The 26,915-nt window shown below is 66.4% G+C and carries 23 protein-coding genes and 3 pseudogenes; 9 read left to right on the forward strand and 17 right to left on the reverse strand.

Features of this window, described 5'->3' with window-relative positions:
• From EF294_RS18855 to EF294_RS18900, 10 genes and pseudogenes are all read right to left on the reverse strand, one after another.
• Window positions 1–337: transposase (locus EF294_RS18855; RefSeq protein ID WP_148083268.1), on the reverse strand; the 337-nt coding region annotated here is incomplete at its 3' end.
• Between the two features lie 276 nt (window positions 338–613).
• Window positions 614–1,820: pseudogene (locus EF294_RS22795) on the reverse strand (oxygenase MpaB family protein).
• 10 nt (window positions 1,821–1,830) lie between these two features.
• Window positions 1,831–2,523, reverse strand: a pseudogene (locus EF294_RS18865) (SDR family NAD(P)-dependent oxidoreductase); the annotation flags it as partial.
• Window positions 2,520–3,833, reverse strand: a complete 1,314-nt coding sequence (locus EF294_RS18870; protein WP_123932485.1) for a hypothetical protein — start codon at window positions 3,831–3,833, stop codon at window positions 2,520–2,522. The gene EF294_RS18870 and the pseudogene EF294_RS18865, both read right to left, overlap by 4 nt.
• A 9-nt stretch (window positions 3,834–3,842) precedes the next feature.
• The gene (locus EF294_RS18875) at window positions 3,843–4,385 is read right to left on the reverse strand and encodes a nuclear transport factor 2 family protein (RefSeq protein ID WP_123932486.1); all 543 of its coding nucleotides are present in this window, start codon (window positions 4,383–4,385) and stop codon (window positions 3,843–3,845) included.
• 12 nt (window positions 4,386–4,397) lie between these two features.
• Window positions 4,398–4,598: a ferredoxin gene (locus tag EF294_RS18880; RefSeq protein ID WP_123932487.1), complete on the reverse strand. Its 201-nt coding sequence runs from the start codon at window positions 4,596–4,598 to the stop codon at window positions 4,398–4,400.
• Complete coding sequence (locus EF294_RS18885) at window positions 4,598–5,959, reverse strand: cytochrome P450 (protein WP_123932488.1); 1,362 nt, start codon at window positions 5,957–5,959, stop codon at window positions 4,598–4,600. Before EF294_RS18885 ends, EF294_RS18880 begins: the two co-directional genes overlap by 1 nt.
• Window positions 5,956–6,759, reverse strand: coding sequence for an SDR family oxidoreductase (locus EF294_RS18890; RefSeq protein WP_123932489.1), 804 nt, complete (start codon window positions 6,757–6,759; stop codon window positions 5,956–5,958). The genes EF294_RS18885 and EF294_RS18890 overlap by 4 nt, the downstream gene beginning before the upstream one ends.
• Window positions 6,759–7,994 (reverse strand): cytochrome P450, encoded by a 1,236-nt coding sequence (locus tag EF294_RS18895; RefSeq protein WP_123932490.1) that lies wholly within the window; start codon window positions 7,992–7,994, stop codon window positions 6,759–6,761. Before EF294_RS18895 ends, EF294_RS18890 begins: the two co-directional genes overlap by 1 nt.
• A 16-nt stretch (window positions 7,995–8,010) precedes the next feature.
• On the reverse strand, window positions 8,011–8,598 hold the full coding sequence (locus EF294_RS18900; RefSeq protein ID WP_123932491.1) for a TetR/AcrR family transcriptional regulator: 588 nt from the start codon (window positions 8,596–8,598) through the stop codon (window positions 8,011–8,013).
• A 64-nt stretch (window positions 8,599–8,662) separates the two neighbouring features.
• Between EF294_RS18900 and EF294_RS18905 the strand changes: the two genes are divergently transcribed.
• The 7 genes from EF294_RS18905 to EF294_RS18935 all read left to right on the forward strand — a co-directional run bounded on the left by EF294_RS18905 (window position 8,663) and on the right by EF294_RS18935 (window position 16,007).
• On the forward strand, window positions 8,663–10,129 hold the full coding sequence (locus EF294_RS18905) for an aldehyde dehydrogenase (RefSeq protein WP_123932492.1): 1,467 nt from the start codon (window positions 8,663–8,665) through the stop codon (window positions 10,127–10,129).
• Window positions 10,130–10,159: 30 nt separating this feature from the next.
• Window positions 10,160–10,897, forward strand: a complete 738-nt coding sequence (locus EF294_RS18910) for an SDR family oxidoreductase (protein ID WP_123932493.1) — start codon at window positions 10,160–10,162, stop codon at window positions 10,895–10,897.
• Window positions 10,894–11,781, forward strand: coding sequence for an NAD(P)-dependent oxidoreductase (locus EF294_RS18915; RefSeq protein WP_123932494.1), 888 nt, complete (start codon window positions 10,894–10,896; stop codon window positions 11,779–11,781). Before EF294_RS18910 ends, EF294_RS18915 begins: the two co-directional genes overlap by 4 nt.
• Complete coding sequence (locus tag EF294_RS18920) at window positions 11,778–12,146, forward strand: carboxymuconolactone decarboxylase family protein (RefSeq protein WP_123932495.1); 369 nt, start codon at window positions 11,778–11,780, stop codon at window positions 12,144–12,146. Before EF294_RS18915 ends, EF294_RS18920 begins: the two co-directional genes overlap by 4 nt.
• Window positions 12,147–12,508: 362 nt before the next feature.
• On the forward strand, window positions 12,509–13,879 hold the full coding sequence (locus EF294_RS18925; RefSeq protein WP_123932496.1) for an alpha/beta hydrolase domain-containing protein: 1,371 nt from the start codon (window positions 12,509–12,511) through the stop codon (window positions 13,877–13,879).
• 193 nt (window positions 13,880–14,072) lie between these two features.
• The gene (locus EF294_RS18930) at window positions 14,073–14,999 is read left to right on the forward strand and encodes an amidohydrolase family protein (protein WP_123932497.1); all 927 of its coding nucleotides are present in this window, start codon (window positions 14,073–14,075) and stop codon (window positions 14,997–14,999) included.
• Between the two features lie 81 nt (window positions 15,000–15,080).
• Window positions 15,081–16,007, forward strand: a complete 927-nt coding sequence (locus tag EF294_RS18935) for a hypothetical protein (RefSeq protein WP_123932498.1) — start codon at window positions 15,081–15,083, stop codon at window positions 16,005–16,007.
• A gap of 34 nt (window positions 16,008–16,041) precedes the next feature.
• Here the strand turns inward: EF294_RS18935 and EF294_RS18940 are convergent, their stop codons facing one another.
• Window positions 16,042–16,311, reverse strand: coding sequence for a DUF2277 family protein (locus EF294_RS18940; RefSeq protein ID WP_123932499.1), 270 nt, complete (start codon window positions 16,309–16,311; stop codon window positions 16,042–16,044).
• Between the two features lie 11 nt (window positions 16,312–16,322).
• The gene (locus EF294_RS18945) at window positions 16,323–17,291 is read right to left on the reverse strand and encodes an NADPH:quinone oxidoreductase family protein (RefSeq protein WP_123932500.1); all 969 of its coding nucleotides are present in this window, start codon (window positions 17,289–17,291) and stop codon (window positions 16,323–16,325) included.
• A gap of 72 nt (window positions 17,292–17,363) precedes the next feature.
• Here EF294_RS18945 and EF294_RS18950 point away from each other — a divergent pair, with 72 nt between their 5' ends.
• Window positions 17,364–18,062 (forward strand): class I SAM-dependent methyltransferase, encoded by a 699-nt coding sequence (locus EF294_RS18950; protein WP_123932501.1) that lies wholly within the window; start codon window positions 17,364–17,366, stop codon window positions 18,060–18,062.
• A gap of 26 nt (window positions 18,063–18,088) precedes the next feature.
• On the opposite strand, the pseudogene EF294_RS18955 reads toward EF294_RS18950, so the two are convergent.
• The 3 genes and pseudogenes from EF294_RS18955 to EF294_RS18965 form a co-directional block, all read right to left on the reverse strand.
• Window positions 18,089–18,840, reverse strand: a pseudogene (locus EF294_RS18955) (SDR family NAD(P)-dependent oxidoreductase); the annotation flags it as partial.
• On the reverse strand, window positions 18,837–19,793 hold the full coding sequence (locus EF294_RS18960) for an alpha/beta hydrolase (RefSeq protein WP_123932502.1): 957 nt from the start codon (window positions 19,791–19,793) through the stop codon (window positions 18,837–18,839). The gene EF294_RS18960 and the pseudogene EF294_RS18955, both read right to left, overlap by 4 nt.
• Window positions 19,790–21,163 (reverse strand): flavin-containing monooxygenase, encoded by a 1,374-nt coding sequence (locus tag EF294_RS18965; protein WP_123932503.1) that lies wholly within the window; start codon window positions 21,161–21,163, stop codon window positions 19,790–19,792. Before EF294_RS18965 ends, EF294_RS18960 begins: the two co-directional genes overlap by 4 nt.
• 110 nt (window positions 21,164–21,273) lie before the next feature.
• Between EF294_RS18965 and EF294_RS18970 the strand changes: the two genes are divergently transcribed.
• The gene (locus tag EF294_RS18970; protein ID WP_185091158.1) at window positions 21,274–21,870 is read left to right on the forward strand and encodes a TetR/AcrR family transcriptional regulator; all 597 of its coding nucleotides are present in this window, start codon (window positions 21,274–21,276) and stop codon (window positions 21,868–21,870) included.
• A gap of 55 nt (window positions 21,871–21,925) precedes the next feature.
• Here the strand turns inward: EF294_RS18970 and EF294_RS18975 are convergent, their stop codons facing one another.
• A complete protein-coding gene (locus EF294_RS18975; protein ID WP_123932505.1) occupies window positions 21,926–22,780 on the reverse strand; it encodes an LLM class F420-dependent oxidoreductase in 855 nt (284 codons plus the stop codon).
• Window positions 22,781–22,853: 73 nt separating this feature from the next.
• The gene (locus EF294_RS18980; protein ID WP_123932506.1) at window positions 22,854–26,870 is read right to left on the reverse strand and encodes an nSTAND1 domain-containing NTPase; all 4,017 of its coding nucleotides are present in this window, start codon (window positions 26,868–26,870) and stop codon (window positions 22,854–22,856) included.
• Window positions 26,871–26,915: the final 45 nt, after the last annotated feature.

Genomic DNA, 26,915 nt, shown 5'->3' on the forward strand with positions numbered 1-26,915 from the left:
GGCCGAACTCACCCGCGGCGGCGCCTGCCCTGCGTTGCCCTGGCCGTAATCCACCCACAAGAACGTCAGGAGATCCGACTTTTCTTGCGAACTCCAACTGCATCTGAATATGAGCGTTCTCTTTCCGCAAACGCTCCAACTCGGCGCGCTCATCGACATCCAGCGGCCGTTCCTGCTCGCCACCCTCGTCGCGTGCCTTCTTCACCCATTTCCCCAATGTCGTTTCATGAACACCGAGATTCTTGGCGACCGACGCAACCGAATCGCCAGAATCCAACACCAATCGTACCGCCTCGGCTTTATACTCGGCCGTGAACGACCGCCGCGTCGAACCCATCAATCAAATCCCTTCAGTGACTACCGGAACCATCCGGCTGTCCACCAAAGCGGGAACGGTTCAGACACCAATCAGGTCGCCCGCATGTAGACGACCGCAGCTCGACTGCCTCCAAATAGCTGTCACTGTTCCCAACTGCGCTGTCATCCGACACGGAGCGACGAATTCGAGTGGCATCTGGGCCCTGTCGAGGACTCGGTGCGGGCCGCGGCCCGCTATTGGGTACAGCGTCGAGCCGCCCGACGCGCGGTCACACGCTGACCGGTCGGAACCACCTCACACGGGCAGTGCACCGATGTCGGCATCGGCGGAGACGAAAAGCCGGTAGGTCGCGAGTTCACGAGCCCGGCGTCCACGCCATTCGAGGTAGCGGTCGATCACCGGGGTCCGGCCGAGGACCCGATAGCCGACGGTGCTGCGCCCCACGCCGCACCGAATGCCCGCGGAAGGCGTTGCGGCAGTCTGCGATCCCGCATGTCACGGGGTCCGAGGAATCCTTCGAGCATGCTCAGTAACCGTTCCCGTATATAGCGCGCAGCGAGGTGGGGTGCGTGTCGGTAGTGCAGCTCGGACTGAGCGTCGACCAACGCCCTGGACAACTCACCTCCGACGTCGGTGACCCCGTTCTGGCACAACAGGATCGCATAGCTGAGTTGATGCTGCTCACGTTCGTGGTCGAACAACCAGTCCTCGTCGACGCCGTTGAGCCAACCCACGTACTTCCACAGGTGCATGATCGCGCGGGACTTTTTCGTCGTCGACGGGCACACCGAGGGTTCGCACGCCCATCATGAGTGCACCACTGAACAGGTTGAGGGTGGAGCCGAGATCGGTCTGGTTGATCAGCAGCCCCCACTGCGTGGCATCCCAGCGCCCGTTCTTCTCGAAGGCCTCGTTGACCAGCGCGTGCATCAGCAGGACGTGCATGGTGAGTTTCCACCCGCCGTCGCGGGCCATGCCGCCGGGCGCGCCCACCGCGTTCGCCCACGTCTGGGTCTCGCCGAGCCGACGCGTCGCGGTACTGCGGACAGCCCGCCGGTCTCGGCGACCAGGTCGACCGGCCCGCCGAAGCGGTAACCGCCGATCAGGGACAGGGCGAGCAGGACGTCGTTGGCGTTGCGTCCGAACCGCCGGAAGACCTGTGCGCCATAGCCGACGAGTTCCGGATCGACCCACGACGGCGTGGCCTCGACGCGGGCGAAGAACTCGCGCAACGCGGTGGGGACGCCGTCCTCCAGGGCTCGGTGGACCGGGCCATCGAGACACGATCTGGGTGCTCCCGCGGCAGGCGCATCGCCGCGACCAGCGCTGCCGCCGGTTCGTCACGCACCATCAGCCGCCAGCCGAGCAGCGACATCTCCACGGCCGTCAGCTCACGCAGGCGCCAATACGCGCGCAACGGCCGCCCGATCAGCCGCCCACGGTCGGGTGACGCCCGGAATCGGCGGGGCGGTCCGAGATCCTGCGGCACCACAACGGTAATGCGACGAAACTACGTACTCCGGTGGAGCCGGATCGAGCGCGGCATCTCGGGTGAACTCGTCGAGAATGCCCCGCTCGTGCAGGCTTTCGATGTGCCGCACGTACTCCGGTCCCGACGACAACCGCGACTTGGTTCCCGGCATCACGACGTTGACGCGCACACCGAGATCGCGCAGATCACCGGCCGCGGCGCGCGCAAGAGCGTTCACCACTCCTTTGGCAGCGGGATGTCCACTGCCACCGAAGGTTCCGAGCGATGCGGCCGAGCCGGTCAAAACGATCGACCCAGATGCTGCTCGGCGAACACCCGCCCGGCGATCGAGTTGAGGTGGAACGAACTCATCAGGTGGGCGTCGATCTGCTGCCGGAACTGGTCCTCAGTGATCGTCAGGACCGTCGAGACCGGCGGCTCGGCGATTCCGGCATAGTTGATGGCGATCTCAAGCGCACCGAACCCCGACAGCGCGGCGTCGGCCATCTTCTCCACGACGCCCGCCTGCCCGGCCGGCCCGCAGACCCCCACCGACTGCCCACCACCGCCGATGATCTCCTCGACGGTCGCGGCGACGGCCTCGTCGTCGCGACCGTTGATCACCAGTGAGACCCCACGCCCGGCGAGCGCGTATGCCACCGAGATTCCGATGACCCAGAGCGGCACCCGCAAGCACCGCGACCCGGCCAGCGAGATCGAGCTCGACCGTCATACCCCGCTGATGATCGGAGTGATTGGCAGCGCCGTGACCGGGACCGAGCGGCCGCGGTCGGTGAAGCTGAAGTCGGCGCCCGAACTGAAACGAGTGATCGCCACCTCGCCGCTCTCGGGCTGTTCGTCGTCGCCGAGCGCGAACCGCACGCTGAGCCCGCTACCGGTAGACGTGCTGTCGGTGGACGTGCTCTCGGTGATCACCCACCTCGGGTCGACGGCCACCCCGATCGCGCGCAGCGGCTCGATATGGTCGTGGGTCAGCAAGGTGATCCATCCGCCGTCGGTCCGTGCGTCCGACTCACCGGGGATCGTCACCACGACCTCATCTCCCTCGACATCGACCTCGATCCCGCTGTAACTGCGGGGTCCGAGCACCGGCTCCAACGCGATCACCTGTGCCAGCGCTGCAGCGTCGGTCCCCAGGCGCAGCACCCGCCGCAGCCGATCCGCCGACAACCCCGCGATGCCGGTGAACTGTTTGCCGAAGATCTCACGCGCCTGCTCGTCGGAGTCGGCGTGGCGACGCACACTCGTCCAGAAGCCGAGCGCGAGCAATTGGTGTTGGAGGGCAACCTCTTCGGCGATTCGCGCCAACGCGGAGTGCGACCACTCCCGGAACTGCAGGTCCGCGACGAGCGGTCCACGATAGTCGACGAATCCGTCGTCGGCGTCCGGATCGATCGCCACCAGCTCGATCTGCGCGGCACGTGTGGTGAACATCGTTTCGGCGTCGGCCGGCAACGGGAGTTCGTCACGGTCGGGTTCGATCGTCACCGTCCACGCGCAGTGCGGATGCCGGTCGGCCGGACGCCGCGGCGGCCGGTGAATCGGCCGGATACGGGCCCGCCGATTGGTGGCGATCGCGGTCGCGTCGAATGTCGGGTCCTCGATGTCGTGGCACATCGCGGTGACGTACTCGTCGCCGAGCGGCTCGACATCCATCAGCGCGCCACAGTGATTCAGCACGAACGCGCCGTGGTGGTGGTCGGTGACCTCGTAGCGGAAGTCCATGAACTGCGGGGGCGCCCCGATGTCGAGTTGCAGGCATTTGAACATGTCCTCGACGCCGTCACCGTCGATACCCAACGCGGTCCGCATCCGGTGGGTGTAGACGGGGCTGGCGGCCATCCATTCCTCGATGGCCACCTGTGCCATCGTGTCCCGGCCGAAGGCGCTGATGAGGTGCGCCATCCCGCTGCGATCGATGAGTTGCCCCGACAACAGCAGCTCCGGGATGAGGTCGGCGAGCTGGTCGCCGGACAGATCGGAGTAGATGCGGGCTGGAATCTCCTGGGCTGTATCGGTCATGGGCTCAGGTCACCAGAAGGGCACCGGCGCCTTGCCGAACGGATACCAGCCCGGCTGATCGCCGGTGGCCTTCTCGATCCGTTTGAGCATGCCGTCGCTCATCGCATTGTTCTTCAGCATTTCGATGAACAGCGCGGAAACGTTGCCGTAGTCGAAGAAGTCGCGCTGCCAGGAGAACTGGAAGTTCCCGGCATACTTGAACCAGCTCCCCTGGATGCCGTCGAGCGCATAGTGGGAACCGTCGTCGCGGGTGCCGGAATAGATCTGCTTCCACAGCCCGATCATCGAACCAGTCTGATCGTCGATCACCCATTCCTGATACGGGTAGGTCCAGCCCTCGAGGCCTTCCATCTCCTGCCCGAGCGCGATCTCACGGATCTCCTCGCGCCCGACGGCCATGAAATCCTTGTCGGGGCCGTAGTTCCAGCCGTACGTGGCGTCCTCGGTATAGAACTCCGCCAACGGTTTCCAGTCGCCGACTTCCTCGGCGTCGATGTTGGCCTGCAGCCAACGCTGCTTCATCTCGTCCAGTTCGGCACGATCGAAGGGCATATAAGGTCCTCGTCATTCGTTGTCGTCGTCGATGATTTTCAATGCTTGGGTCGGGCAGTACTGCACGGCGGCGAGCACGTGCTCGCGCAGGCTCTCGTCGGGCTCCGTGTCGAGGATCTCGGCATGATCGCGGTGCGCGACGAAGACCTCCGGGGCCTCCATCTCGCACATCCCGTGGCCCTGGCACAGGTCGAGATCGATCTCGATGCGCATCACGACTCCGTATCCCGGACCCGTTTGCGGTAGCGCACCCGACACGGTTGCGCGAGCTGCACCACCATCTTCGAGTGGTCGTTGTGATAGCTATCGGCGGGCTGGGCCATCTCGAACTCGTAGTTCTGGAACAGCACCGAGAAGATCGCCTTGAGTTGCATGATCGCGAATTGCGCTCCCACACAACGGTGTCGGCCGGCGCCGAAGGGAATCCAGGTCCAGCGGTTGACCAGGTCCTCCTGGCGTGGCTTGAGGTAACGATCCGGGTCGAAGGTGTCGGGATCGGGAAAGTCGTCGGCCAGCCGATTGGACACCGCAGGCGAGACCGCGATCGTCTGACCGGCTTTCACCTCGAACTCCTCGATGTGGAAATCGTTGCGCACCAAGCGCATCAGGATGATCAGCGGCGGATGCAGACGCAGCGCCTCTTTCAGCGCGTTCTCCAGCAACGGCATCTGCCGGGTGTGGGCGAAGGTGTACTCCGGGCGCTCGCCGGGCGGCGTGTCACCGTAGATCTCGTCGAGCTCGTCGTAGACGCGCCGCAGGTACTCGGGATTGCGAAGCAACTCGATCAGGGTCCACGCGGCCGTGCCCTGGGTGGTGTGATGGCCGGCGAACATCATCGAGATGAACATGCCGGTGATGGTGTCGGCATCGAATCCGACCTGGATCAGGACGTCCATCAGGTCCCGATCCTCTTTGTCCGACACAGGGTTCGTGACGCGCTCGTGCATCACGCCCTGGATGTAGGTGACGAGTTCGGCGCGTGCGGCGTCACGGCGTCGGAAGCTCTCGATGTCGGCGTGGGCATCGACGTAGGCGATGGGGTCGGTGCCCTTCTCCAGGTCGTGGAACAGTTCGGAGACATGCTTGTCGAGTTGCTCGCGGAACTTGCGGCCGATCAGGCACGCCGAGGAGGTGTAGAGGGTCAGCTCGCCGAAGAACTCGAGCAGATCGATCTCACCCTCATCGCCCCATCCGGCGATGATGCGCTCGGCCTCGTTGGGAATCGTTACCGCATGTTGCTTCATGTGTGCGCCTTTGAGCGCCGAGTTGTGAATCGCCTTGGAGCGCTCCTCCGGGCTCGCGTCGAAGACCACGCCCTCACCGAAAACCGGTGTCATGAACGGGTATGCGGCGGCCTGGTCGAGATCCTCCTCGGGCGCCCGGAAGAACTCCTCGTTGGCCGCGGCACCGGAGACGAGCACCACCTCACGGTCGGCGAGCTGGAACTGCCCGACGTCACCGCACTCCTCGCGAACCCGCCAGAACAGTCCGATCGGGTCGGTGGCGAGCTCGTCAAGATGACCGTGTTCACCGTCGCCGCCGGACACGCGTTTCGGGGTCGTGAGGGTGGTCATTGCTCGGATCCTCTCGGGGGGAGTTTGCTCTTGGGGATGGCGCCTTCGGCCTCCACCTCGACCGCACGCATGTGCGCGCCGCGCGGCATCGCGATCATGGCCGCGACCGCCTGCGCAATGTGTTCCGGGGCAAGGAAATTGCCGTGCCGAGCCAATCCGTGCGTGATCCAGTCGTTGAGCATGTTCTCGGTGGTCTTCTGGTCGAGATTCATGCCCATGCCGGTGAGGGTCTGGCCCGGGCGCACCACCCCGGCGCGCACGCCGGTGCCCTCGAGTTCGAGTTGGATGGTCGCGACGAGACCGTCGATGCCGGATTTGGCGGCCACATACGCCGACGACCACGGCCGGGGGTGCAGTGCCACATCGGATCCGATGAACACGACGTCCCCGCGCGTCCGCTCGATCATGCCGCCGATGACCGCGCGGTAGAGACGGTAGGCGCCGGTGAGGTGGATGTTGATCTGATCGGCGAACTCGGCGGGCGAGGTCTCGTACGACAGGCCGACGGCGAGGTCACCGGCACCGGCGACGACGATTTCGAGATCACCGATCGCGGCCTGCGACTTGGCGACACACTCGAAGACCGACGCCTCGTCGGTGACGTCGAGGGGCACCGCGACGGCGTCCCCGCCCGCGGTGATGATCTTGTCGGCGAGCTCTTGGAGACGGTCGACACGGCGCGCGGCCAGGGCCACCGGATGCCCTTGCGCTGCCAGCCATTCGGCGGTGGCCGCGCCGATGCCGGAGGATGCGCCGGCCACCAGGACCGGGCGTCGTGCGGGATGCGGGAGGAAGGCCATCAGCGCACCGTCACTCGTAGGGGAAGTTTGGCGAAGCCGCGGACATTCACCGAGTGCACACGCACCGCGTTCTCGATGTCGATGTCAACCGATCGGATCGACCGGGCCACCTCGGTCAGCCCGATATTGGCCTCCAACCTCGCCAGGTGGGCGCCGAGGCAGAAATGGGTGCCCATGCCGAAGCTCAGCAACGCCTGACCGCAGTCCCGGCCGATCCGGTAGCGGTCGGGGTCATCGAAGACGTCCTCGTCGCGATTGGCCGAACCGACCAGCAGCAACACCCGTTGACCGGCGGCGATGGTGTGCTCACCGTAGTCGACGTCGGCGGCGACCCGGCGCAGCACCATCTGCGTGGAGTTGTCGTAGCGCAGCGTCTCCTCGGTCCAGTCGGGTACCAGGTCGGAGTCGGCGATGACACGCGCCATCTCGTCGGGATTGCGCCAGGCCCAATACAGGGCATTGGCAAGCAGCTTGGTGGTCGTCTCGTTGCCGGCCACCACCATCAGCACCATGAATCCGACGATCTCATCATCGGATAGCGCAGTCTTGTCCCCCGACTCGTCGTCGATCTCGGCGGTGAGTAGTGCGGAGACGAGGTCATCGCCGAGATTGGTGCGGCGTTCGGCGATCAACGCCGAATAGTATTTGTGCAGTTCGATATACGCGTATACCGCCGCTTCGGGGACGTCGAGCACCCCCTCCTCGCGATGCAGCAGCAGATCCGACTGCGTGCGCAGAAACGCCCGATCACTCTCGGGCACGCCGAGCAACTCCGACACCACGTCCATCGGGAGCAGCCCGGCGAAGTCGGCGATGTAGTCGAATTCGCCTTTGTCCAGGCACCGGCTCCAATATTCGCGGGTCAGGGCGGTGATCCGGCCGGAGAGGTCGTTGACGCGGCGCGGGGTGAAGCCCTTGCTCACCAGTTTGCGGATACGCATGTGCTTGGGGTCGTCGAGTGCCAGAAACGACATCGACTTGTGTGCGTCGGGACCGTATGACGCCGGGTCCAGTGACACACCCCAGGCGTTGGACAGGTTCACCGAGTCGCGAAACGCACTACGCACGTCGATGTGCCGGGCCAACGCCCAGAAATCCAACTCGGAGTTGTAATACACCGGCGCCTCGCGGCGCAGGCGAGCATAGGTGGGATAAGGATCCTCATGAAAGCCGTAGGCGTACGGATCGAACGGAATGTGCTCCTGCATCCCGGCCACGGCAACGGTGTCGGTCATCGGGTGTGCTCCATCATCACGATTGCTTCTCCATCAGCAGGTGGGCGGCGGCGACCAGACGTTCGGAGGTCTGCTCGTAGCTGAGGTGGCCCATCCCGGCGTGCACGAGCCCTCCGGCGTACAACATCTCCAGCGCGTCGACAACCGGCCCCGGGTTCTCCGGGTCCACCTCGAGCGCCCTGGCGAGACGTTGGCGGATGAATCCGCCGATGCGCAGACGCAGGTGTTCGACGTCGGGGTCGGTACCCAACAGCGCGACGGTGACAGCGCCGCCAAGTTGGCCCTCGCCGGCGACCACGAGGGAGACATCCCGCAGCACGGCGGCCACCCGGTCGGCCGGATCGAGGGCCGGGTCGGGGTCGGGCACGCCTTCGGCAAGTCGGCGCCAGAACACCTCGGCCACAAGGTGACTCTTCGACGAGAAGTAAGTGTAGGCGGTGGCGGGCGCGACACCGGCCCGCTTGGCGACCACCCGAACCGTCAACCCGTCGAAGCCCTCGTCGTTGAGCACGTCGACCGCCGCGTCGGTCAGCCGGGCAACGGTTTCGGCCTGCTGGGCGGAGAGTCGCCGTCGGGTCGATTCCTGAGATACGGGACTGGACATGTGACCGACGCTACACTAGCTTTGAACTCGAGTCCAGACACCTGTCCAGATGGAGTTCCAGTTCATGTCACTCAGACCCGCATCCGCCTCGGACCTACTCATCGACGGCAAGCTGATCCCCGGCGGCGGTGGCACTTTCGATGTCATCAACCCCGCCACCGAGGCCGTGATCGGCACGGCGGCCGACGCCGACGCCGCCGACATGGATGCCGCGATCGCCGCCGCCCGACGCGCCTTCGACGAGACATCGTGGTCGCGCGACCACGCATTCCGCGCGCGATGTCTCCGTCAGTTACGCGACGCCCTGCTCGCGCACATCGACGAACTCCGTGAGCTCACGGTCGCCGAAGTTGGTTGCCCAGTGTTCCTGACGCACGGGCCGCAGCTGGAAGGACCCATCAACGACCTCGGCTACTTCGCAGACCTCGCCGAGAACTATTCGTGGACCACCGATCTCGGCGAGGCCAAGCCGATGGGTCTGAAGAACCATCGCGAGGTGCGCAGCGAGGCGGCCGGCGTCGTCGGCGCGATCACGCCGTGGAACTTCCCGCACCAGATCAACTTCGCCAAGATCGGGCCGGCACTTGCCGCCGGATGCACGGTCGTCCTCAAGCCCGCTCCCGACACCCCCTGGTGTGCGGCACTGGTCGGCAAGGTGATCGCCGAGGAAACCGACTTCCCGCCCGGCGTCGTCAACATCGTCACCTCCAGCGATCACGCCGCCGGCGCCCAACTCGGCAGCGACCCTCGCGTCGACGTCGTCTCCTTCACCGGGTCCACCGTCACGGGTAAGAAGGTGATGGCCGCTGCCGCGGAATCACTCACCAAGGTCTTCCTCGAACTGGGCGGGAAGTCGGCGTTCATCGTCCTCGACGACGCCGATCTCGCGGCCGCGTGCTCGATGGCCGCGTTCGCCGTGGTCACCCACGCCGGGCAGGGATGCGCCATCACCACCCGACTGCTCGTCCCGCGCGAGCGACTCGACGAGGCGATCTCCGCCACTCGCGACAGCCTCGCCGGGCTCGCGGCGGGCGACCCGACCGACCCCGGAACCCTCTGCGGGCCCTTGATCTCTGCTCGCCAACGTCAGCGTGTGGAGTCCTACATCGCACTCGCACGCGCGGAGGGCGGCACCATCGAGATCGGCGGCGGACGACCCACCGATAAACCCACCGGATTCTTCGTCGAACCCACGTTGATCTCCGGAGTCGACAACTCATCCCGGGTCGCCCAGGAAGAGATCTTCGGGCCGGTGTTGGTGATCCTCCCCCACGACGGCGACGACGACGCCGTCCGCATCGCCAACGATTCTCCGTACGGCCTCTCCGGAGCGGTGTGGGGTACCGACGAGGATCGGATCGACAAGGTCGTCAACGGCGTTCGCACCGGAACCATGTCCGTCAACGGCGGCATCTGGTACGCCGCCGACGTGCCCTTCGGCGGGTACAAAGCATCGGGTATCGGCCGCGAGATGGGCGTCGCCGGCTTCGAGGAATACCTGCAGACCAAGGCCGTCGCCCGACCCGCCTGATCCATCACCCAACGAAAAGAGCAGCAGCACATGACGTCTTCACGATTCACCGACAAAACCGTCATCGTCACCGGCGCCGCCGGCGGCATCGGCGAGGCCTACGCCCGAGCACTGGCCGGCGAGGGCGCCAATGTGGTCGTCGCCGATCTCAACGACGAGGCCGGCGAGAAGGTCGCCGCCGACATCGGCGGACGCTACGTCCACACCGACGTCTCCGATCCCGACTCGGCCGCGGCACTCGCGCAGGCCACCGTCGACGCGTACGGCCGGATCGACGGTCTGGTCAACAACGCGGCGATCTACGGCGGGATGAAACTGGACTTCTTGATCACCGTCCCGTGGGACTACTACAAGAAGTTCATGAGCGTGAACCTCGACGGCGCGCTCAACGTCACCCGTGCGGTGTACTCGCACATGACCGGCGGGGGCGCGATCGTGAATCAATCCTCCACCGCGGCATGGTTGTACAGCGGCTTCTACGGTCTAGCGAAGGTGGGCGTCAACGGGCTCACCCAACAGTTGGCCACCGAGCTCGGCGGTCAGAACATCCGGGTCAACGCGATTGCCCCCGGCCCCATCGACACCGAGGCGACGCGCAACACCACACCGAAGGAGATGGTCGATGACATCGTGAACCGCTTACCGCTCAAACGCTTCGGCACGCCCGAGGATCTGGTGGGCATGTGCCTGTTCCTGTTGTCCGACGAGGCCGGCTGGATCACCGGCCAGATCTTCAATGTCGACGGCGGGCAGGTGATCCGGTCGTGAGCAGCGACCCTGCTGGCTCTCTGCGGCTCGGGTATGTCGGGCTGGGAAACATCGGTGGCCCGATGGCTGGCAGCCTCGCCACGTGGGCCGGCGGGATGACGGTGTTCGACTTGTCCGAAGACGCCGTCGCCAAGCTTGTCGACCAGGGAGCCGATCGCGCGGAATCGCTGTCGGACCTGGCCTCTCGCACCGACATCATCGGGATCTGCGTGCTCGACGACGAGCAGGTCCGCACAGTCGTCAGCGGCGACGGCGGGTTGTTGAGCACCGCGGCTCCGGGAACGATCATCACCGTCCACTCGACGATCGCTCCGGAGACGGCAGTCGATCTCGCTGCCGCGGCCGCCGAGCGCGGCGTGACAGTGCTCGACGCCCCGATCTCCGGTGGCGCGGCCGGCGCCGCCGAAGGCCGTTTGGCGATCATGGTCGGCGGCCCGCGCGACGCCTACGAGAAAATCACCGAACCATTCGCGCTCACCTCCGACATGGTGGTCCACGCCGGTCCGGACGTCGGTGCGGGCACGAAGATGAAACTGGCGCGAAACCTGCTTCACTTCATCTCGTTCACCGCCACCTCCGAGGCCGCCCGCCTCGCCGAGGCAGCCGGTATCGACCTGGTGAAACTCGGAAAAGTGGTCCGCCACACCGATGCCATCACCGGTGGTGCCGGCGCCATCATGCTGCGCGACACCACCGCCGAGATCGCATCGGACGATTTCTGGTACGGCATCTTCACTTCGGTTCGAACCCTGGGCGAGAAAGATCTCACGCTGGCGTTGACCCTTGCCGATCATTTGGGCGTCGACCTTCCCCTCGGCCGGTTGGCACGCCGCGACCTTGCCGACGCGCTCGGCGTCCCCCACCACGAAGGAGAGCTCTTATGACGTCCGAGCAGCGCCAGAAGTCACTCGACATGATGTCGAAGGTCTACGGCTGGGAGATGTCCGACGGACCCGGCGACTACTTCGCACACACCGCCGATCAGGTGTTCGGCGAAGTCTGGTCCCGCGAAGGGCTTTCCATCCGCGACCGCCGACTTCTACTCTTCGGTGCCCTTGCGCAGTCCGGCCAGATCGATGTCGCCGAGATCCAGGCGTCCTCGGCGCTGGCCAATGGCGAATTGACGCCGGAACAGCTGGAGGAGATCTCCCTGTTCCTCTGCTACTACGTCGGCTGGCCCCTGGGCACCAAGATGCACTTCATGTTCGGCAAGGTGATCGACAACCATCGAAAGTCCCAGAAGGAATAGCCGACCATCGAAGGGCGCTGACGCCCTCCCGCCCGACGGTGTTCCCATCCCGATGAACGAGACCTCGAGACCCGTTGCAACGATCGGTATCCGGTCCTCTGTTATCCGATTTCAGCTGTACCGCAGGCCATCTCGAGGCTCGCCGCACGCGGCTCGCACCTCGACCATCGGGAGGGAAGGGTCTTCGATTGTCGGGGGGGTTGCGACCATCGGGGGAAGGCCCGCCGCCTGGGGCGTCGGGGGAAGGGGTCCGGCCATCGGGCAGGGAGGGTTGCTCGACCATCGAGGGGAAGGCGCCTCTAGTCGTCGCCGTCAAACTCAGGAAGGCTCGTCGAACCGTGAACAAGGGTTAAGGTCGAATGATGTCGTCACGAGTGACCTTCATCGAACTGACCGGCGGGAATGGCCACAACATCCTCAGCGCCAGCCCCGGTCCCAACCTGACAGCACACGGGTACGACGAGCGCGAATATGCCGCCGTCGGACGAGCCCGCCGATTCGAGAGCACCTCGTCCGGTGCCGTTACCGAAGCCGACGCCGCAGAATTCACCACCCGAATCCTGGTGCGGCGACCCGCGAATGGCTCCGATTTCAACGGATACCTCGTCGTCGAATGGTTCAACGTGTCCAGCGGAACCGACGCCGCACCCGAGTACACCTACCTCGCGCCGGAGATCGTCCGATCGGGCTACGCGTGGGTGGGGGTTTCCGCGCAGTACACCGGCATCGAAGGCGGTGCCGGGTCGGTCGGAATGGAGGACGGTGACACGCCAACGCGTCTCGCCGACAAGGACCCCGATCGATATGGGTCACTGCGCCACCCGGGTGACGGCTACAGCTACGACATCTTCGGCGCCATCGGCGGCGCACTCGCCGCGAACCATACCGAAGGCCATCCGCTGGCCGGACTCACCGTGCGCCGACTACTGGCCGCGGGCGAATCCCAATCGGCCATGGCACTGACAACCTACGTGAATCATTTCGCCAAACAGCACAACATCTTTCATGGAGTTCTGATTCACAGCCGATCGCTCGGAGCACTACCGCTCGGCGAAGCCGGTAAGCCCGCCGACATCACCGAGGCCTATCGCGGGTTGCCCGTGCGACTATCCACCGATCTGACAGTTCCGGTCTTCGTCCTACAGACCGAAACCGACGTTCTCACCAACTTTCAGTATGTGCAAGCCCGGCAACCTGATTCGTCATTCTTACGCGTATGGGAAATGGCCGGGACATCGCATGCCGACCTCGCCCAGATCGGCGAGTACGAGTCGATGCTCGGTTGTCCGGCACCGGTGAATCGCGGCCAGCAGCGCTTTGTACTGCGTTCGGCACTGCACCATCTGCGGTCGTGGGTCGACGAGGAGTCGGAGCCACCGGTCGCCGACCCGCTCCTGGTGGTCGACGCCGGGGATGGCCACCGGTTCGAACTCGACCAGGTCGGCAACGCGCGCGACGGTGTGCGCACTCCGTGCGTGGACGTACCGACCCAGATCCTGCGCGGCGTGGTCGAGGACGACGTGCCCCGGATCTGTGTGCTGTTCGGTGTGACGACGCCCCTACCGCCGACGGTCATCGCGGATCTCTACCCGGACCGGGACAGCTACCTCAAGCGTTACACCGAGGCGGCCGACATGGCGATCGAGGGCGGCTTTGTCCGCCCGGACGACCGCTCCGAAGTGCTCGCCGATGCCCGCACCGATCTGGTGGCCGACGCCGACGCCTTCCGCTAGGTGAGAACACATTCCAGTCTGGTTGCTGCCCGCTGTTCACCACGGGTCGCACGACCCTGGGAGTCGCCGCGCGCGTCCAAGGACCCTCAGCTCACACGCAGGACTGACATTGTGAACCGCGGTCACCGCGATGGGGAACGCACGGTGATCGGCTCTCCGTGACCCGTGGCGTCACGCGCGGTACCGTCGATGCATGAACAGCGTCGTTCCCGAGCAGAATCCCTCCGCGCCGACACCGTTCAGCGAGTCTGAGGCACAACGGGTCCGCTCGATCTGGGGCACGTTGGGACTGCCGGGTCTGATCGACGTCCACACCCACTTCATGCCGCGGTCGGTGATGGACAAGGTGTGGGCGTACTTCGACTCGGCAGGCCCGCTCGTCGGACGCGAATGGCCGATCACTCACCGAGCCGACGAGGACGTCCGGGTGGCTGCGTTGCAGGCGTTCGGCATTCGCGCGTATTCGTCACTCGTGTATCCGCACAAGCCGGACATGGCCGAGTGGCTCAACGGATGGGCCGCCGACTTCGCCACCCATCACCCCGACTGCCTGCAGACCGCAACCTTCTACCCCGAGGAGCCGGCGACCGCCTACGTTTCGAAGGCCATCGCCGCGGGCACCCGGGTCTTCAAGTGCCACATCCAAGTCGGCGCCTTTTCACCACTGGATCCGCTGCTCGACGGGGTGTGGTCGCAGATCGCCGACGCGCAGGTCCCGGTGATCATCCACTGCGGCTCCGGACCGGCACCGGGCACCTACACCGGGCCCGAGCCCATCGCCGGGCTCCTCAAGCGATTCCCGTCGTTGCCGCTCATCGTCGCCCACATGGGCACACCGGAATACGAGCAATTCCTCGGCCTCGCCGAACGATTCGAGAATGTGCGACTCGACACCACGATGTCGTTCACCGACTTCTCCGAAGAGGGCGCACCCTATCCGGCGGACCTGCTTGCGCGTTTACGCGACGCCGGTCCGAAGATCTTGTTCGGCAGCGACTTTCCCAACATCCCTTACACCTACACCCACGCCCTGGCGGCCGTCATCCGGCTCGACCTCGGCGACGACTGGGTGCGCAGAGTGCTCTACGAGAACGCTGCTGAGGTGTTCGGGATCAACTGACTCCAGGACCACCGGGAGTTTCGCCTGACCCGCGCATGTCGCCATCCGACCCTCAGCGGCGGGTGTGGTTACTCTAGGGCAGTGACACCTTCCTCCGGCGATGACGGTATCAACGCAGCTCTAGAAGCCTGGCAATGCTCCGCCATGGACCGGCTACGGCGACAGGTACCGAGCATGTACCGGCGGGACGCGTGGTGGGATGAGAAGTACCCAATGCCCAGCAACCTGCCATATGACGATGTGCCGCAAGCACTTCAGACGGTCACCCGCAGCCGGGGCCGCACCGTGGAGTATCTGCGGCACGAGGGCGAGCTGCGGCCGGGCGAGTCCGTCCCTGACCACTGGTTCGACCTCGCAAGCTCGGGACATGCCGGGGTACGACGCGCCGCGGATGCCCTCCGAGATCACTTCCCCGATACCGCGACCGCGATGACAAAGCTCGTCACGGATGTCAAGGTCGCCCGTTTTTCGCTCTCGATGAACCCACCTCGGACCGCGGTCGGACTTTTCTACTTGACGCGCGCCAAGGACGATGGACGTCCACTGGCCCTGCTGGGTTTCCCGCCGAACCCGTCCGCCGTCGGGGCTCCACCGTTCTGGCCGACCGTCGCCGCGCGGCTCCGCGGACTCGCCGCCGACGTGCACGACGGGCTCCTCGTCTATCCCCAACTGGACTGTGGGCCAGTCCCATCTGCATACCTTCAGACGCTCGACATGTACGCCCAGAACAACGCAATTCTCGACAACGCCGACTCGGTGGAGGCCTATCTGGAGGACGGGAGACCCGTCGACCTGCCGGAGGTGCCGCCGCCACCAAGGATGGTCGTGGCCGCCAACAATGGCATCAACACCGTATTCATGTTCGACACCTCCGATCCGCAGGGCAATGCCTGGTCGTTCGGGGAGACGGTGCTATTACAGTCGCCGCTACCGATCGACACACTGCTGGACGACATGATTGCCGAACGCCTGATCAGCAGTTGCCGCCCAGTCGACTCGGCTCGGTAGTCGGCACCAGAGATCGAGATGCCCTCGATGCAGCCTACCCCCGCGCCGCGATCCGCACCCGAACCTCCGGACGCCGCAGCGGCGGTACGGTTTTCGGCGGCTGGCGACGCTCCGGGAGCTCACCGAGCAGGGTGCGCGTGGCGGCGGTCACCGCGATGACCGCCGCCTCGAACACCTCGGCGTTGGCTGCCGACGGATGACGTATGCCGCTCACCTTGCGAACGTATTGGCGCGCGGCTGCCTCGATTTCTTCCTCGGTCGCCGCGGGTTCGAGTCCGCGCAGTTCGGTGATGTTGCGGCACATGAGGTGACCTCTCAATCGGCGATGTGGACGACGGCTTTCCCCAGGATCCGCCCCTCGGCGAGATCGGTCAATGCGGTCGGCAGCTGATCAAGGGTGTAGGTGGTGTTGACCTGCGGACTCAGCCCCGCGGCGATCATCTCGGTCAGCTCGTCGTGCAGCAGTGCCGGCACGCCCGGGTGCGTGCGCACGTACTCACCCCAGGCGGCGCCGACAACGGCGATGTTGCGAAACAGCACGCGGTTCAGCTTGACGGTCGGGATACCACCGGCTGCGAAGCCGATGACCACGTACCGACCGTCGGGGGCGACCTGGCGCAGCGCCTCGTCGAACACCTCGCCGCCGGACGGGTCGATCATCACGTCGACGCCCTCGGGCGCGATCTTCTTCAGTTCGGCTCCCCAGCCCTCTTCGAGCTGGACGACCTCGTCGGCGCCCGCGCTGCGCAGCAATTCCTCGGCACCCTTGCGGTGCACGATCGCGATGACCTTGGCGCCCATCGCCTTGGCCACCATGATCGACGCGGTCCCGACCCCACCCGCGGCACCGAGCACCCCGACGACCTCACCGGGCGCGGTCTGTGCGCGCAGTTTCAGCGCGAACAGCGCGGTCTGGTAGTTGATGCCCAGAGCGGCGCCCTGATCGAACGTCAGCCCCTCGGGCAGGGGCAGCAGCTGCTCGGGCGAGGCGGCCAGCTGTTCGGCGAAGCCACCGACGATGGACGCGACGAGAACCTTGTCGCCCACCTTTACCGACGCCCCCTCGGGAGCCTGGCGCACCACGCCTGCGACCTCGGTGCCGGGCGTGAACGGCGTCGGCATGCGGAGCTGGTACTTTCCCTGACTCATCAGCAGGTCGGGGAAACAGATCCCACACGACTTGATGTCGACGAGGACCTGGCCCTCGGCGGGCGTCGGGTCGGGGACGTCGGTCAGTTCGAGGGCGGAAGGACCGGACTCTGCGGTGAGCACCTGAGCTTTCATGGTTGTCCACCCTACGCCGGGGAGAACAATCGCTCGGTCGGTAACCGCAGAGATGCCCTAGGATCGGTTTTCATGACCGCCTCGCCGGCATCGCAGCCGCTCTCCGCTCCCTCTCCCGAACGTCGTCAAGTCGCCGACGACGCGCCGGGTTTCATGCCGCTCGACGAGGCGCAGGCGCTGTTCGAGATCGCCGGTGAGTATCTGACACAACCGGATTCGACGAAGGTCGGCGTGGAGATCGGCACCTATTGCGGCAAGTCGACGGTATTCCTGGGCTCGGCGGCCGAGGCGGCAGGGGCGGTGATCGTCACCGTCGACCACCACCGCGGCTCCGAGGAGCATCAGCCCGGCTGGGAGTATCACGACGAGTCCCTGGTCGATCCGCATTCGGGCACGCTGGACACCTCGGCCCGCTTTCGGCGCACGATGTTCGACGCCGGCCTCGAGCAGACCGTGATCGGGATGCTCGCGCCGTCGACGGTGGCAGCCCGGGCCTGGGGCACGCCCGCCGATTTCGTGTTCATCGACGGCGGCCATTCGATGGAGGCCGCGCAGAACGACCTCGACGGGTGGGCACCGTGGGTGCGCATCGGTGGCGCGCTGCTGATCCACGACGTGTTCCCCGACCCCGCCGACGGCGGGCGGCCCCCGTATGAGATCTACTGCCAGGCCTTGGAGACCGGACAGTTCACCGAGGCCCGCGCGGAGGGTTCGCTACGCGTCCTGCGACGCGACTCCGGCGAGGTCGGAGCCCCGTTGCCGCGGGGCTGACCGCCGCCGAACACCTGGATCCACCCGCCTGCGAGTGCCCGCACCTTACCCAACACGTCCGGATAGCGCTGCAGGTGCGCGCCGCCGTTAAGATCGATTGCGGCACCGGTCATCCACCCCGACGCTGGGGAGGCGAGGAACGCGATCGTCGCGGCGATGTCCTCGGGAGTACCCGCCCGACCCAACGGCGTGTTCTCCAGGTACTCCTCGGTCAGCCCGGGGACGAAGGCGATTCCGGCGGTCAGCGCGGTCTCGACGAGTCCGGGCGAGACAGCGTTGACGCCTACACCCCGCTCGGCGAGTTCGAGAGTGGCCACCTCGACGAGCATCAGCACCCCGGCCTTCGCCGCACAGTAGCACCCCATCCCGGCACCGGGCTGGCGACCGTTCAGCGAGGCCACGCAGACGATCGAAACACTCTGGGCGACATGCCTTCCCGCATACTTGAACACCAGGAACGTTCCGGTCAGGCAGACGTCGAGGGTCATCCGCCACGCCGTCGACTCCAGGTCAGCGAGTGCTCCCGGCATCGACAACCCTGCGCAGTTGACGACGATCGCGAGGTCGTCAACACCGTCGAAACCTGCAGCGACAGAAGCCTCGTCGGTGACATCGAGATGTACCGCGGTCGCGATGCCACCCAGTTCGGCGACAGTTGCCAACGCGGCAGCGCGGCATTGACGTCGGCGACGACGACGCGATGGCCGTCCTCGTGCAGCCTTCGCGCGGTGGCCTTTCCGATGCCCGACGCACCGCCGATCACCAGCGCCGTACTCACGCGGTCACCGCCGAGGTAGCGAGATAGCGTGTGAGAAAAAGGATCTGGTGGGACACGACCGGCTCGAACCACGAATCCGCCACCTCGGCGAAGATCCCGAAGTGATCACACGGGTAGTGCCGGACCTCGGCCCGTGCGGCGAACCCGGCCTTGGCCGCCGCGTGGGGCGGCGCTCCCCGATCGAGGTCGGCGATCTGCATGAGGACCGGCGCCGCCACATCCTGCGCGGCCTTGTCGGCGCGAAATGAGCCTAGCTCCAAGCCGATCGACGCATCGACCTCGTTGCGCCAGCTCGGGCCGGCGATCGCGAGATAACTCTCCAGGTAGCCGTCGCTGGTCAGCGCAGCCCTGTCACCGGGCTTGCCGACGACCGGCATCATCACCGGATCGCGACCCAATGCGGCACGCAGCGCACTACCGATACCTACGGCCGCGGATCGCAACATCGAGCCCGCACCCACCTGCGGGTAATGGTGAACACCGGCCGCAAGCCCGTTGACCATCGGCACCGCCGCGATGACCGCGGCCACGTCGTCGCATCCCGTCCGCGCACGTTGCGCTGCCACGATCAACACGTGCCCGCCGGATTGCGACAGTCCCCACAGTACGATGCGGGAGGCGTCGACACCGGGTTGACGGCCGGCGGCATCGATGGCGGCGTGGTAGTCGGCGACCTGACCGGACATCGAGACGCGTTGGCGCGGTTGGCCGCCGGAGAGCCCGAAACCACGGTAGTCGAACGCGAACACCGCCAGACCTGCGTCGGCCAGGTGCCGCGCGAACGGCTCGAGTCCGGAATCCTTGGTGCCGCAGAAGCCGTGGGCCATCACCACCACCGGCACTCCCGCGTCGGTGGTGAATGCGTTCCCGGTGGGTGCGAAGAACCACGCATCGCAGTTCGTTCCCCCAGACTCGAAACTTACTGTGCGACGGTCGGTGTCGGCGGTGGTCATCGTGCCTCCTGCAGCGGCGTGGCGTCGACGCCCGCCCAGCGGACGGGCCCCTGCTCGGCGGCACGCGCACGCCCCGCGGGCAGTTCCTTGGTGCGGATATTGTGTTCGTAGAGATAGTGGTCGAGTTGCTGTGTGTGCCTTGCCGTGTGCAGCATGTGCCCAGTGAAGTACTGCTGGTCGGAGGCAATGGTGTCACGCATCTGCGGCACCGACGGCGGTCGGTACTGCCCGACCGCATAGGCCCCGATGACCCGGGCCTGGCATTCCACGAACGGAAACAGCGTCGGCGTGGACTGGGCGAACCCGGCGAACACGACGTCGTCGATGCCGGGATAGAAGATGCGCTTGTACAGGTCGATGTGGTTGTCGGGGGCGCTGATCACGTCGGGGTCGAAGAACGGGAAAGTGATGTTGTATCCCGTGGCGTAGATGATCACGTCGAATTCGGCACTCGTGCCGTCGACGAAGTGCGCGGTGTGGCCGTCGAGTCGCTCGATGTTGCCCTTGGCGGTGACGTCACCGGAGCCGAGTCGCAGCGGCAGCTCGACCGACTGCGTCGGATGTGCTTCGAAGAACTTGTGATTCGGGGTCGGCAGGCCGTAATCCTCGGGGCGCCCAGCGGTCATGGGCTGCATGATCTGGGTGAACTTGCGCTGCCACGAAAACGGAATATAGGGCGAGGTGTGGTAGTACTTGTCGGCCGGTTTGCCCGCGAAGTACTTGGGGACGATCCAGGCACTTGACCGCGTCGAGATGGTGACCGTGGTGTCGAGCGCCTTGGACGACAGTTCGACGGCGATGTCGGCGGCACTGTTGCCCAAGCCCACCACCAGGATTCGTTTACCGGCGAAGTCCAGCGGGGTGCGTGGGTCGATATAGGAATGGGAGTGGATCTCGTCACCGGCGAATTCGCCCGGGAAATCGGGCCACCGCGGATCCCAGTGGTGCCCGTTGGCCACCACCAGCAGGTCGACGCGGCGCGTCTCGCCGCGCTGCGTCGACAGCTCCCACCCACCGCCGTCGAGCCGGCGGGCGCGGGTGACGCCATTGCCGAACTCGATGTTCTCGCGCAGCCCGAAGGCGTCGGTATAGTCGTCGAGGTATTGCTTGATCTGGGTGTGGTGCGGGAAATCCGGGTAGTCCGACGGCATCGGGAAATCCCGGAACGAGAGTTGATGTTTGGACGTGTCGATGTGCAGCGACCGATAGGCGCTCGAGTGCCCGTTGGGATTGCCGAACGCCCAGTTGCCGCCGACCCGATCGGAACTCTCGAAACAGGTGTACGGGACGCCGTAGTCGGTGAGCATCTTTCCCGATGTCAGACCGCTGATTCCGGCGCCGATGATGGCGGTACGCGGGAGATCGCGCATGGGAGCCCCTGTGGATAGTTGACAAATCTCTGAATCTGTCTACCGCACGAAACGGCGTGGAGTAAACACTTTCACGAAACTGTCCAGCCCGGTTGTTAGAGTTGGTGTCCATGACAACGGCCCCGGCCACGAGCGTCGCCGACCGCCTGCTCGATGCGGCCGAGAAGTTGCTCGCCGACAAGGGCATTCGGGCCACGACGATGCAGCAGGTCGCCGATGTCGCCGGGGTGTCGCGCGGGTGGCTCTACCGACACTTCCCCGACAAGCAGTCGATGGTCGGGGCGACGATCGTGCGCCTCACCGATTCGTTCTGGAGCGACGCGCGCGTCGAACTCGAAACCCTTGGGGACTTCACCGAGCAACTCGTGGCAGGCGTGCGGATCGGCCGCGGCGCCTACGACGACCCCGGGACGTTACTACTGCGGCTGCGCACGGAAGAGCCGGAGGAATTCGCCGCGTGCGCGGGCGTCGGCGTCAGCGCCCTCGTCCCCGACCTGGCACTGCTCTGGAAACCATTCGTCGACACCGCGATCGAGAACGGAGAAGTGCACCCCGACCACGACGCCGGCGAGGTATCGGAGTGGGTGGCCCGGATTCTCATCAGCCTCGGCACCGTTTCCGGCACCACCGTCGACGCCGACGACCCGGCATCGGTGCGACGACAGGTGGAGCGCTTCGTCATTCCGGGGCTCGCGGCCGCGCCGTAGCCGGAGCGCTCGAAAGCGCTGTCGGCGATGGGGAGGGCGCTGTCGGCGAAGGGGGTTACACCACCGCAGGGGCGAGACCGAGCTTGCCGGCGAGTGTGGCGAGGTAGCCGCGGGCACGCTCCACCGAGTCGTCGGGGAGGCCGTACAGGACCTGCGTGACCCCGATCTCGCGCCACTTCTCCAGCTTCTCGGCAACCGGCTTGACGTCGAGGACGACGACCTGCGGTGCGCCGTCACGGCCGGCGTCGGACCAGATCCGGTGCAGCAGACCCACCGAGCCCTCGATGTTTTCTTCGCCCGGCGTGGTGATCCAGCCGTCGGCGCTGCGCGCGATCCATCGGAAGTTCTTCTCGTTGCCGGCGGCGCCGACGAGCGTGGGGATGTGCGCCTGCGGCTTGGGCCATGCCCAGCTGGGCCCGAAATCGACGAAGTCACCGTGGTATTCGGCCTCCTCGTCGGTCCAGAGCGCGCGCATGGCCTCGAGGTATTCGCGCAACATCGTCCGCCGCAGTTTCGGCGGCACGTTATGATCGGCCAATTCGTCGAGGTTCCAACCGAATCCGACTCCGAGCGTCAGCCGACCGCCGGACAGGTGGTCGAGAGTGGCCAGGGTCTTGGCGAGGGTGATCGGATCGGACTGCACCGGTAGCGCGACCGCCGTGGCGAGCCGAATCCGCTCGGTGACCGCCGCGGCCGCGGCAAGTGTGGTCCAGGGGTCGAGGGTGCGCATGTAGCGATCGTCGGGCAGCGAGGAATCGCCGGTCCGCGGATGGGCCGCATCGCGGCGGGTCGGGATGTGGCCGTGCTCGGGAACGAAATACGACGCGAACCCGGCCTCTTCGATGAGCGGGGCCAGGACCTGCGGCGTCAGGCCGCGGTCGCTGGTGAACTGCACGATCCCGAAATCCATACCCTCACCTTAGACACAGGCCTGGACACGTGTCTAGAACAAGTTATCGTCGTGTTCGAGTACTCGTCATGCCTTAGCCGGGGCAGATGTCGGGATACTGGACCCCCTCGGCGAATTCGTCCCACGTGCCACGATCGATGTGATTGTCGGCCGCGCAGACGCGGCTCGCCACGGCTCCGGCGTCGATCGTCCACCACTGCAGATCGGATCGGCCGCCCGCATAGATGACGTCGTTGGGCGCGATCATCGGCTCGCGGACGTACGCCGATTCGGCGGTGATCGACTCGTCGCGCGCAATCGGCTTCGGCGCATCGGGCGTCGAGATGTCCCACAGCTGCACGCTCAGGTCGGCGCCCACCACCAGGGTCGCGCCGTCGGCCGAAACCGACAGCGACGTCACCCGAACTCCGGTCGGAACACGCACGCGCGCAGACGATTCCGAACCTACCGCAGTCACCGAGATGGTCTGGTCGTCGGCGCCGCCGTAGATAAACCGCCCGTCGTGGCTGAATACCGCCGCATTGACCGCGCTCGTGTGCGAGGTCATCTGTTGCGCCAGGTGAGGATTGCGCGGGTCGTCGATGTCCCACCGGGTAATGCGATGTGCGGCATCGGCGACGACGAGATCACCACCGTCCGGACCGAATTGGACGTCCTCGATGAAGCCGTCCGTCGTAGCGAACGGCTGTCCGAGCATCCGTGGCGCATGCGGATCGGCGATGTCCCACAGCTGGATCGAGTTGTCGCTGCTGCCGGTGACCAGCAGGTCCCTCGTCGGGTCGAAGGCCAGCGGGAAGGTGTGCCGGGTCTGCACCGGCAGCGTCACCAGACGACGCGGCGCCCGACGATCGGCGATGTCGTAGAGATCCACCTCACCACCTCCGGTGAACGCGCTGGCGAGAATGGTTCCCGTCCGGTTGAACGCGGTCACATAGCCGCCACTGGGTCGCGGTTGCTCGGAGATGCGGGACAATTCGGTCGGCGCCCGCCCGCGCGGCAGGTTCCACAGGGCGATCGTCTGGTCGGCGGCACTGGTGGCCAAGGTCGTTCCGTCAGGGCTGACCGAGGTCTGGGTGATGGGCAGCGAATGCGCGGGCTGTGGTGCGGCCGGGATGTCCCAGGCCTGGATCGTCCCGGCGCCACCGGCGGTGAGAACGACCTGGGGCGCGATCTCGCGGGCGGTGAAGAACGCGCCACCGGAGGTCCGCATCGGCACACCGAGTTCGGTGAGCAGGTCGGCCGACGCCGATGTCCCGTCGCTGCCGACGTCCCAACGGCGCGCGAACCCGTCGAGACCGGCCGAGATCAGCGACCGCCCATCCGCGGAGAATCCGACCGACCAGATCGCCGCGCCGTGCGCCCGAACGCGGCCCAACGCGATGGGCGAGCGTGGATCGGCGATGTTCCACACCGCGACCGTCCCGTCGTCCCGGCCGGCCGCCAGTAGCGTGCCGTCGGGTGAGATCGCCACCGAATGCCAACCGCTGTCGATACCGTCCCGCAGTTCCGAGAGATGCACCGGCGCAGCCGGATCGGCGATGTCGGAGAGGCTGATGGTGCCGTCGTCGGAACCGGCGACGAGCACCGGCCGGGTCGGCGACAGCGCAACCGTGCGGACCGGACCGGTGTGCTCACCGATCTCCGATACCGCGCGATATCCGCCGGGCGCGGTGGTGTCCCACAAGGTGACGACCCCGTTGTCATGGGTGGTCGCCAGCACCCGGCCGGTGCGGTCGTAGCGCAGGATGTACGACGTCCCGGTGCCGTACGGCGACTGTAACGTCTGGGTCCGCACGGGGTGGGCGAGGTCGGCGATGTCCCACACCGCGATCTTGCCCTCGCCGTCGGCCGAGGCCAGGGTCGGCGAGCCGGGCCGGAAGTCCACCGAGGTGACAAAGGAGCCGTATCCGCGCAGCGCCGGACCCGCCGCCACGATGTCGCGCGGGTTGTCGGCCCGCCACAGGCGTACCGAGCGGTCGTAGCTGGCCGTCGCCAGCAACCTGCCCCCCGAACCCGTGCCATCGGCGCCGCCGGAGGTCAGGCCGAGGTCGTACACCGCCCCCTGGTGGCCCGCTCGCGCCGAGATCGGCAGCGGCAACTGCTGGGTCTGCAGCACCCGCATCCGCGCCAGCGGGTTGTCGGGGTGGATGCGCCACGCGCCCACCGCAAGTTGGGCGGCGAGGCCCGGATCGGTCTGGGCCAACCGACCCGCCGACGACAGCAGCGCCGAGAACCGCGCATTGTTGCTCTCGCGTGCCAGCGCGACGTTGGAGAAGATGGCCACCCCTGCGGCGACCACCGAGATCACCGCGAGCAGCGAGACCGCAGCGATCGCCCATCGCCGGCGGCGGCGTTGGATGTCGATGTGGTGGCGGCCGGTGGCGAGGAAGTCACGAGCCACCGAGCCGAGCACCGGGTTTTCGGCTACCTGCGCAGCCCACTCGTAGCGCGTCGGGTTGTAGAGCAAGGACGTGTCGCGGCCTTGTCGGTCCCATTCGGCGGCATCGGTGGTGACGCGCTCGAGGACCGGAGCGCTGTCGCGGGTGCGTTCGATGAGTTCGCTCAGCCGCGGCCAGGCACTGAGCACGACATCGTGGATGATCTGAACCTGCTGGTCGGAGACGGTGACCAGGCGTGACTCCGACAGCGCCTCGATCACCGCGACCGTCCCCGCGCGATCGTCCCCGAGGGCGACGAGATCGGCGAACCGACGCGGACGGCGCGCGGTCACCCCGTCGGAGATGTGGATCAACGACAGCAGAAGCCGCTGCGCGGTGACGCGGTGGACCGGTGTCAGGGCCTGCCACATGGCCTCAGCGGATTCGGCAATGGCCGAGGAGACCCCACCCGCCTCGTGATAGCCGCTGACCGTGAGCGTGGCCCCCGCACGGGTAGCCCACATCACCGACAGCACATGGGCCACCAGCGGGAGCTGCCCGGCGCGGTCCTCGATCGGACCGCGCCGACCGGTCAGCCCGCGCAGATCGGACAGAATGGTCGGGGCGAGGCCCTTGTCGACGCGGATTCCCGACACCCGTGCGGGCGCGGCGATGACCTCTTCGAGTTCGGTGTCGGTCATGGGCGGCACCACGATCGATCGGTGTTGCCACGCCGAGGCAACCGGCTCGAGCGTGGACGCCATCTCGTACATGTCTGCGCGGGCCCCGACCACGACCACGGTTCCCGGCCGCGACGCGAGCCCGCCCAAGGACTCCATCAGCTGCTGCACGCGCGGGGCGCGGCGCGACTGCCCGACGAGCACCTGCTCGAGCTGGTCGACCACCTGCACGGTCAGCGTCGGCGCGGCGGCGTGATCATCGAGCCCGGTGCCGCGCTGATCGGATTCCTCGACGCTGCTTTGTTCGACTCTGTGTTGGTCGGGGTCGGGTTGGTCGGGGTCGGGTTGGTCGGGATACTCGTCTCCGCCCGTGCCCTCGGCACCCTGCCCATCGGCGTTGTCGAGCAGCGCGACGGCCGGTCGCGCATGTACTTTCCAGCGATTCTCCGGACGTTCGGCGAGCCGGGCGAGGCCCGCGCGTAGCAACGACGACTTGCCCGCCCCCGAGACCCCGGTGACGAGCACCACCGCCGGTGAGAGCTCACGGTCACGGTCGGCGGCACCGATGACTGCCGCGAGTTCGTCGAGGACGCGGTCACGGCCGAAGAAGACCTCGCGGTCCTCCGCGGTCATCACCCCGAGTCCGGGATACGGGCAGGCGAGCGTCGGGATCGGCTCGGCGGTGCGCCGCTTCGACGGACCTGGGTCACGGGTGCGGGTGCCATTGGCCGCTGACCACCAGCGTCGCCAGTCTCTCAGCGACGATGTGTCGGCACCCCGCGACTGTGCTTGCAGGATGAGCCACACGAGGACGGGTTCGAGAGTCTCGAACCGGGCCGGGAGGTGACGTCCGCGACGCCAGTCCGACAGGCGCTGCACCGACACCTCACCACGCCCGGGGGCAAGGCGGGCGGCGCCGGCGATGGTCGCGGCAAGCGTCGGCGATCCAGCCGCGGTGAACAACGCGTGCAGTTGGGAACCGAAGCGTCCGGGGCCGTCGACCACGGATGCATCCGACAGACGCGTCGTCATTGGCGCTTTCCCCTCCCCCGGTCTCGGGTTCCCTGCGAATCTACG

Source organism: Gordonia oryzae (assembly GCF_003797185.1).
GTDB lineage: Bacteria > Actinomycetota > Actinomycetes > Mycobacteriales > Mycobacteriaceae > Gordonia > Gordonia oryzae.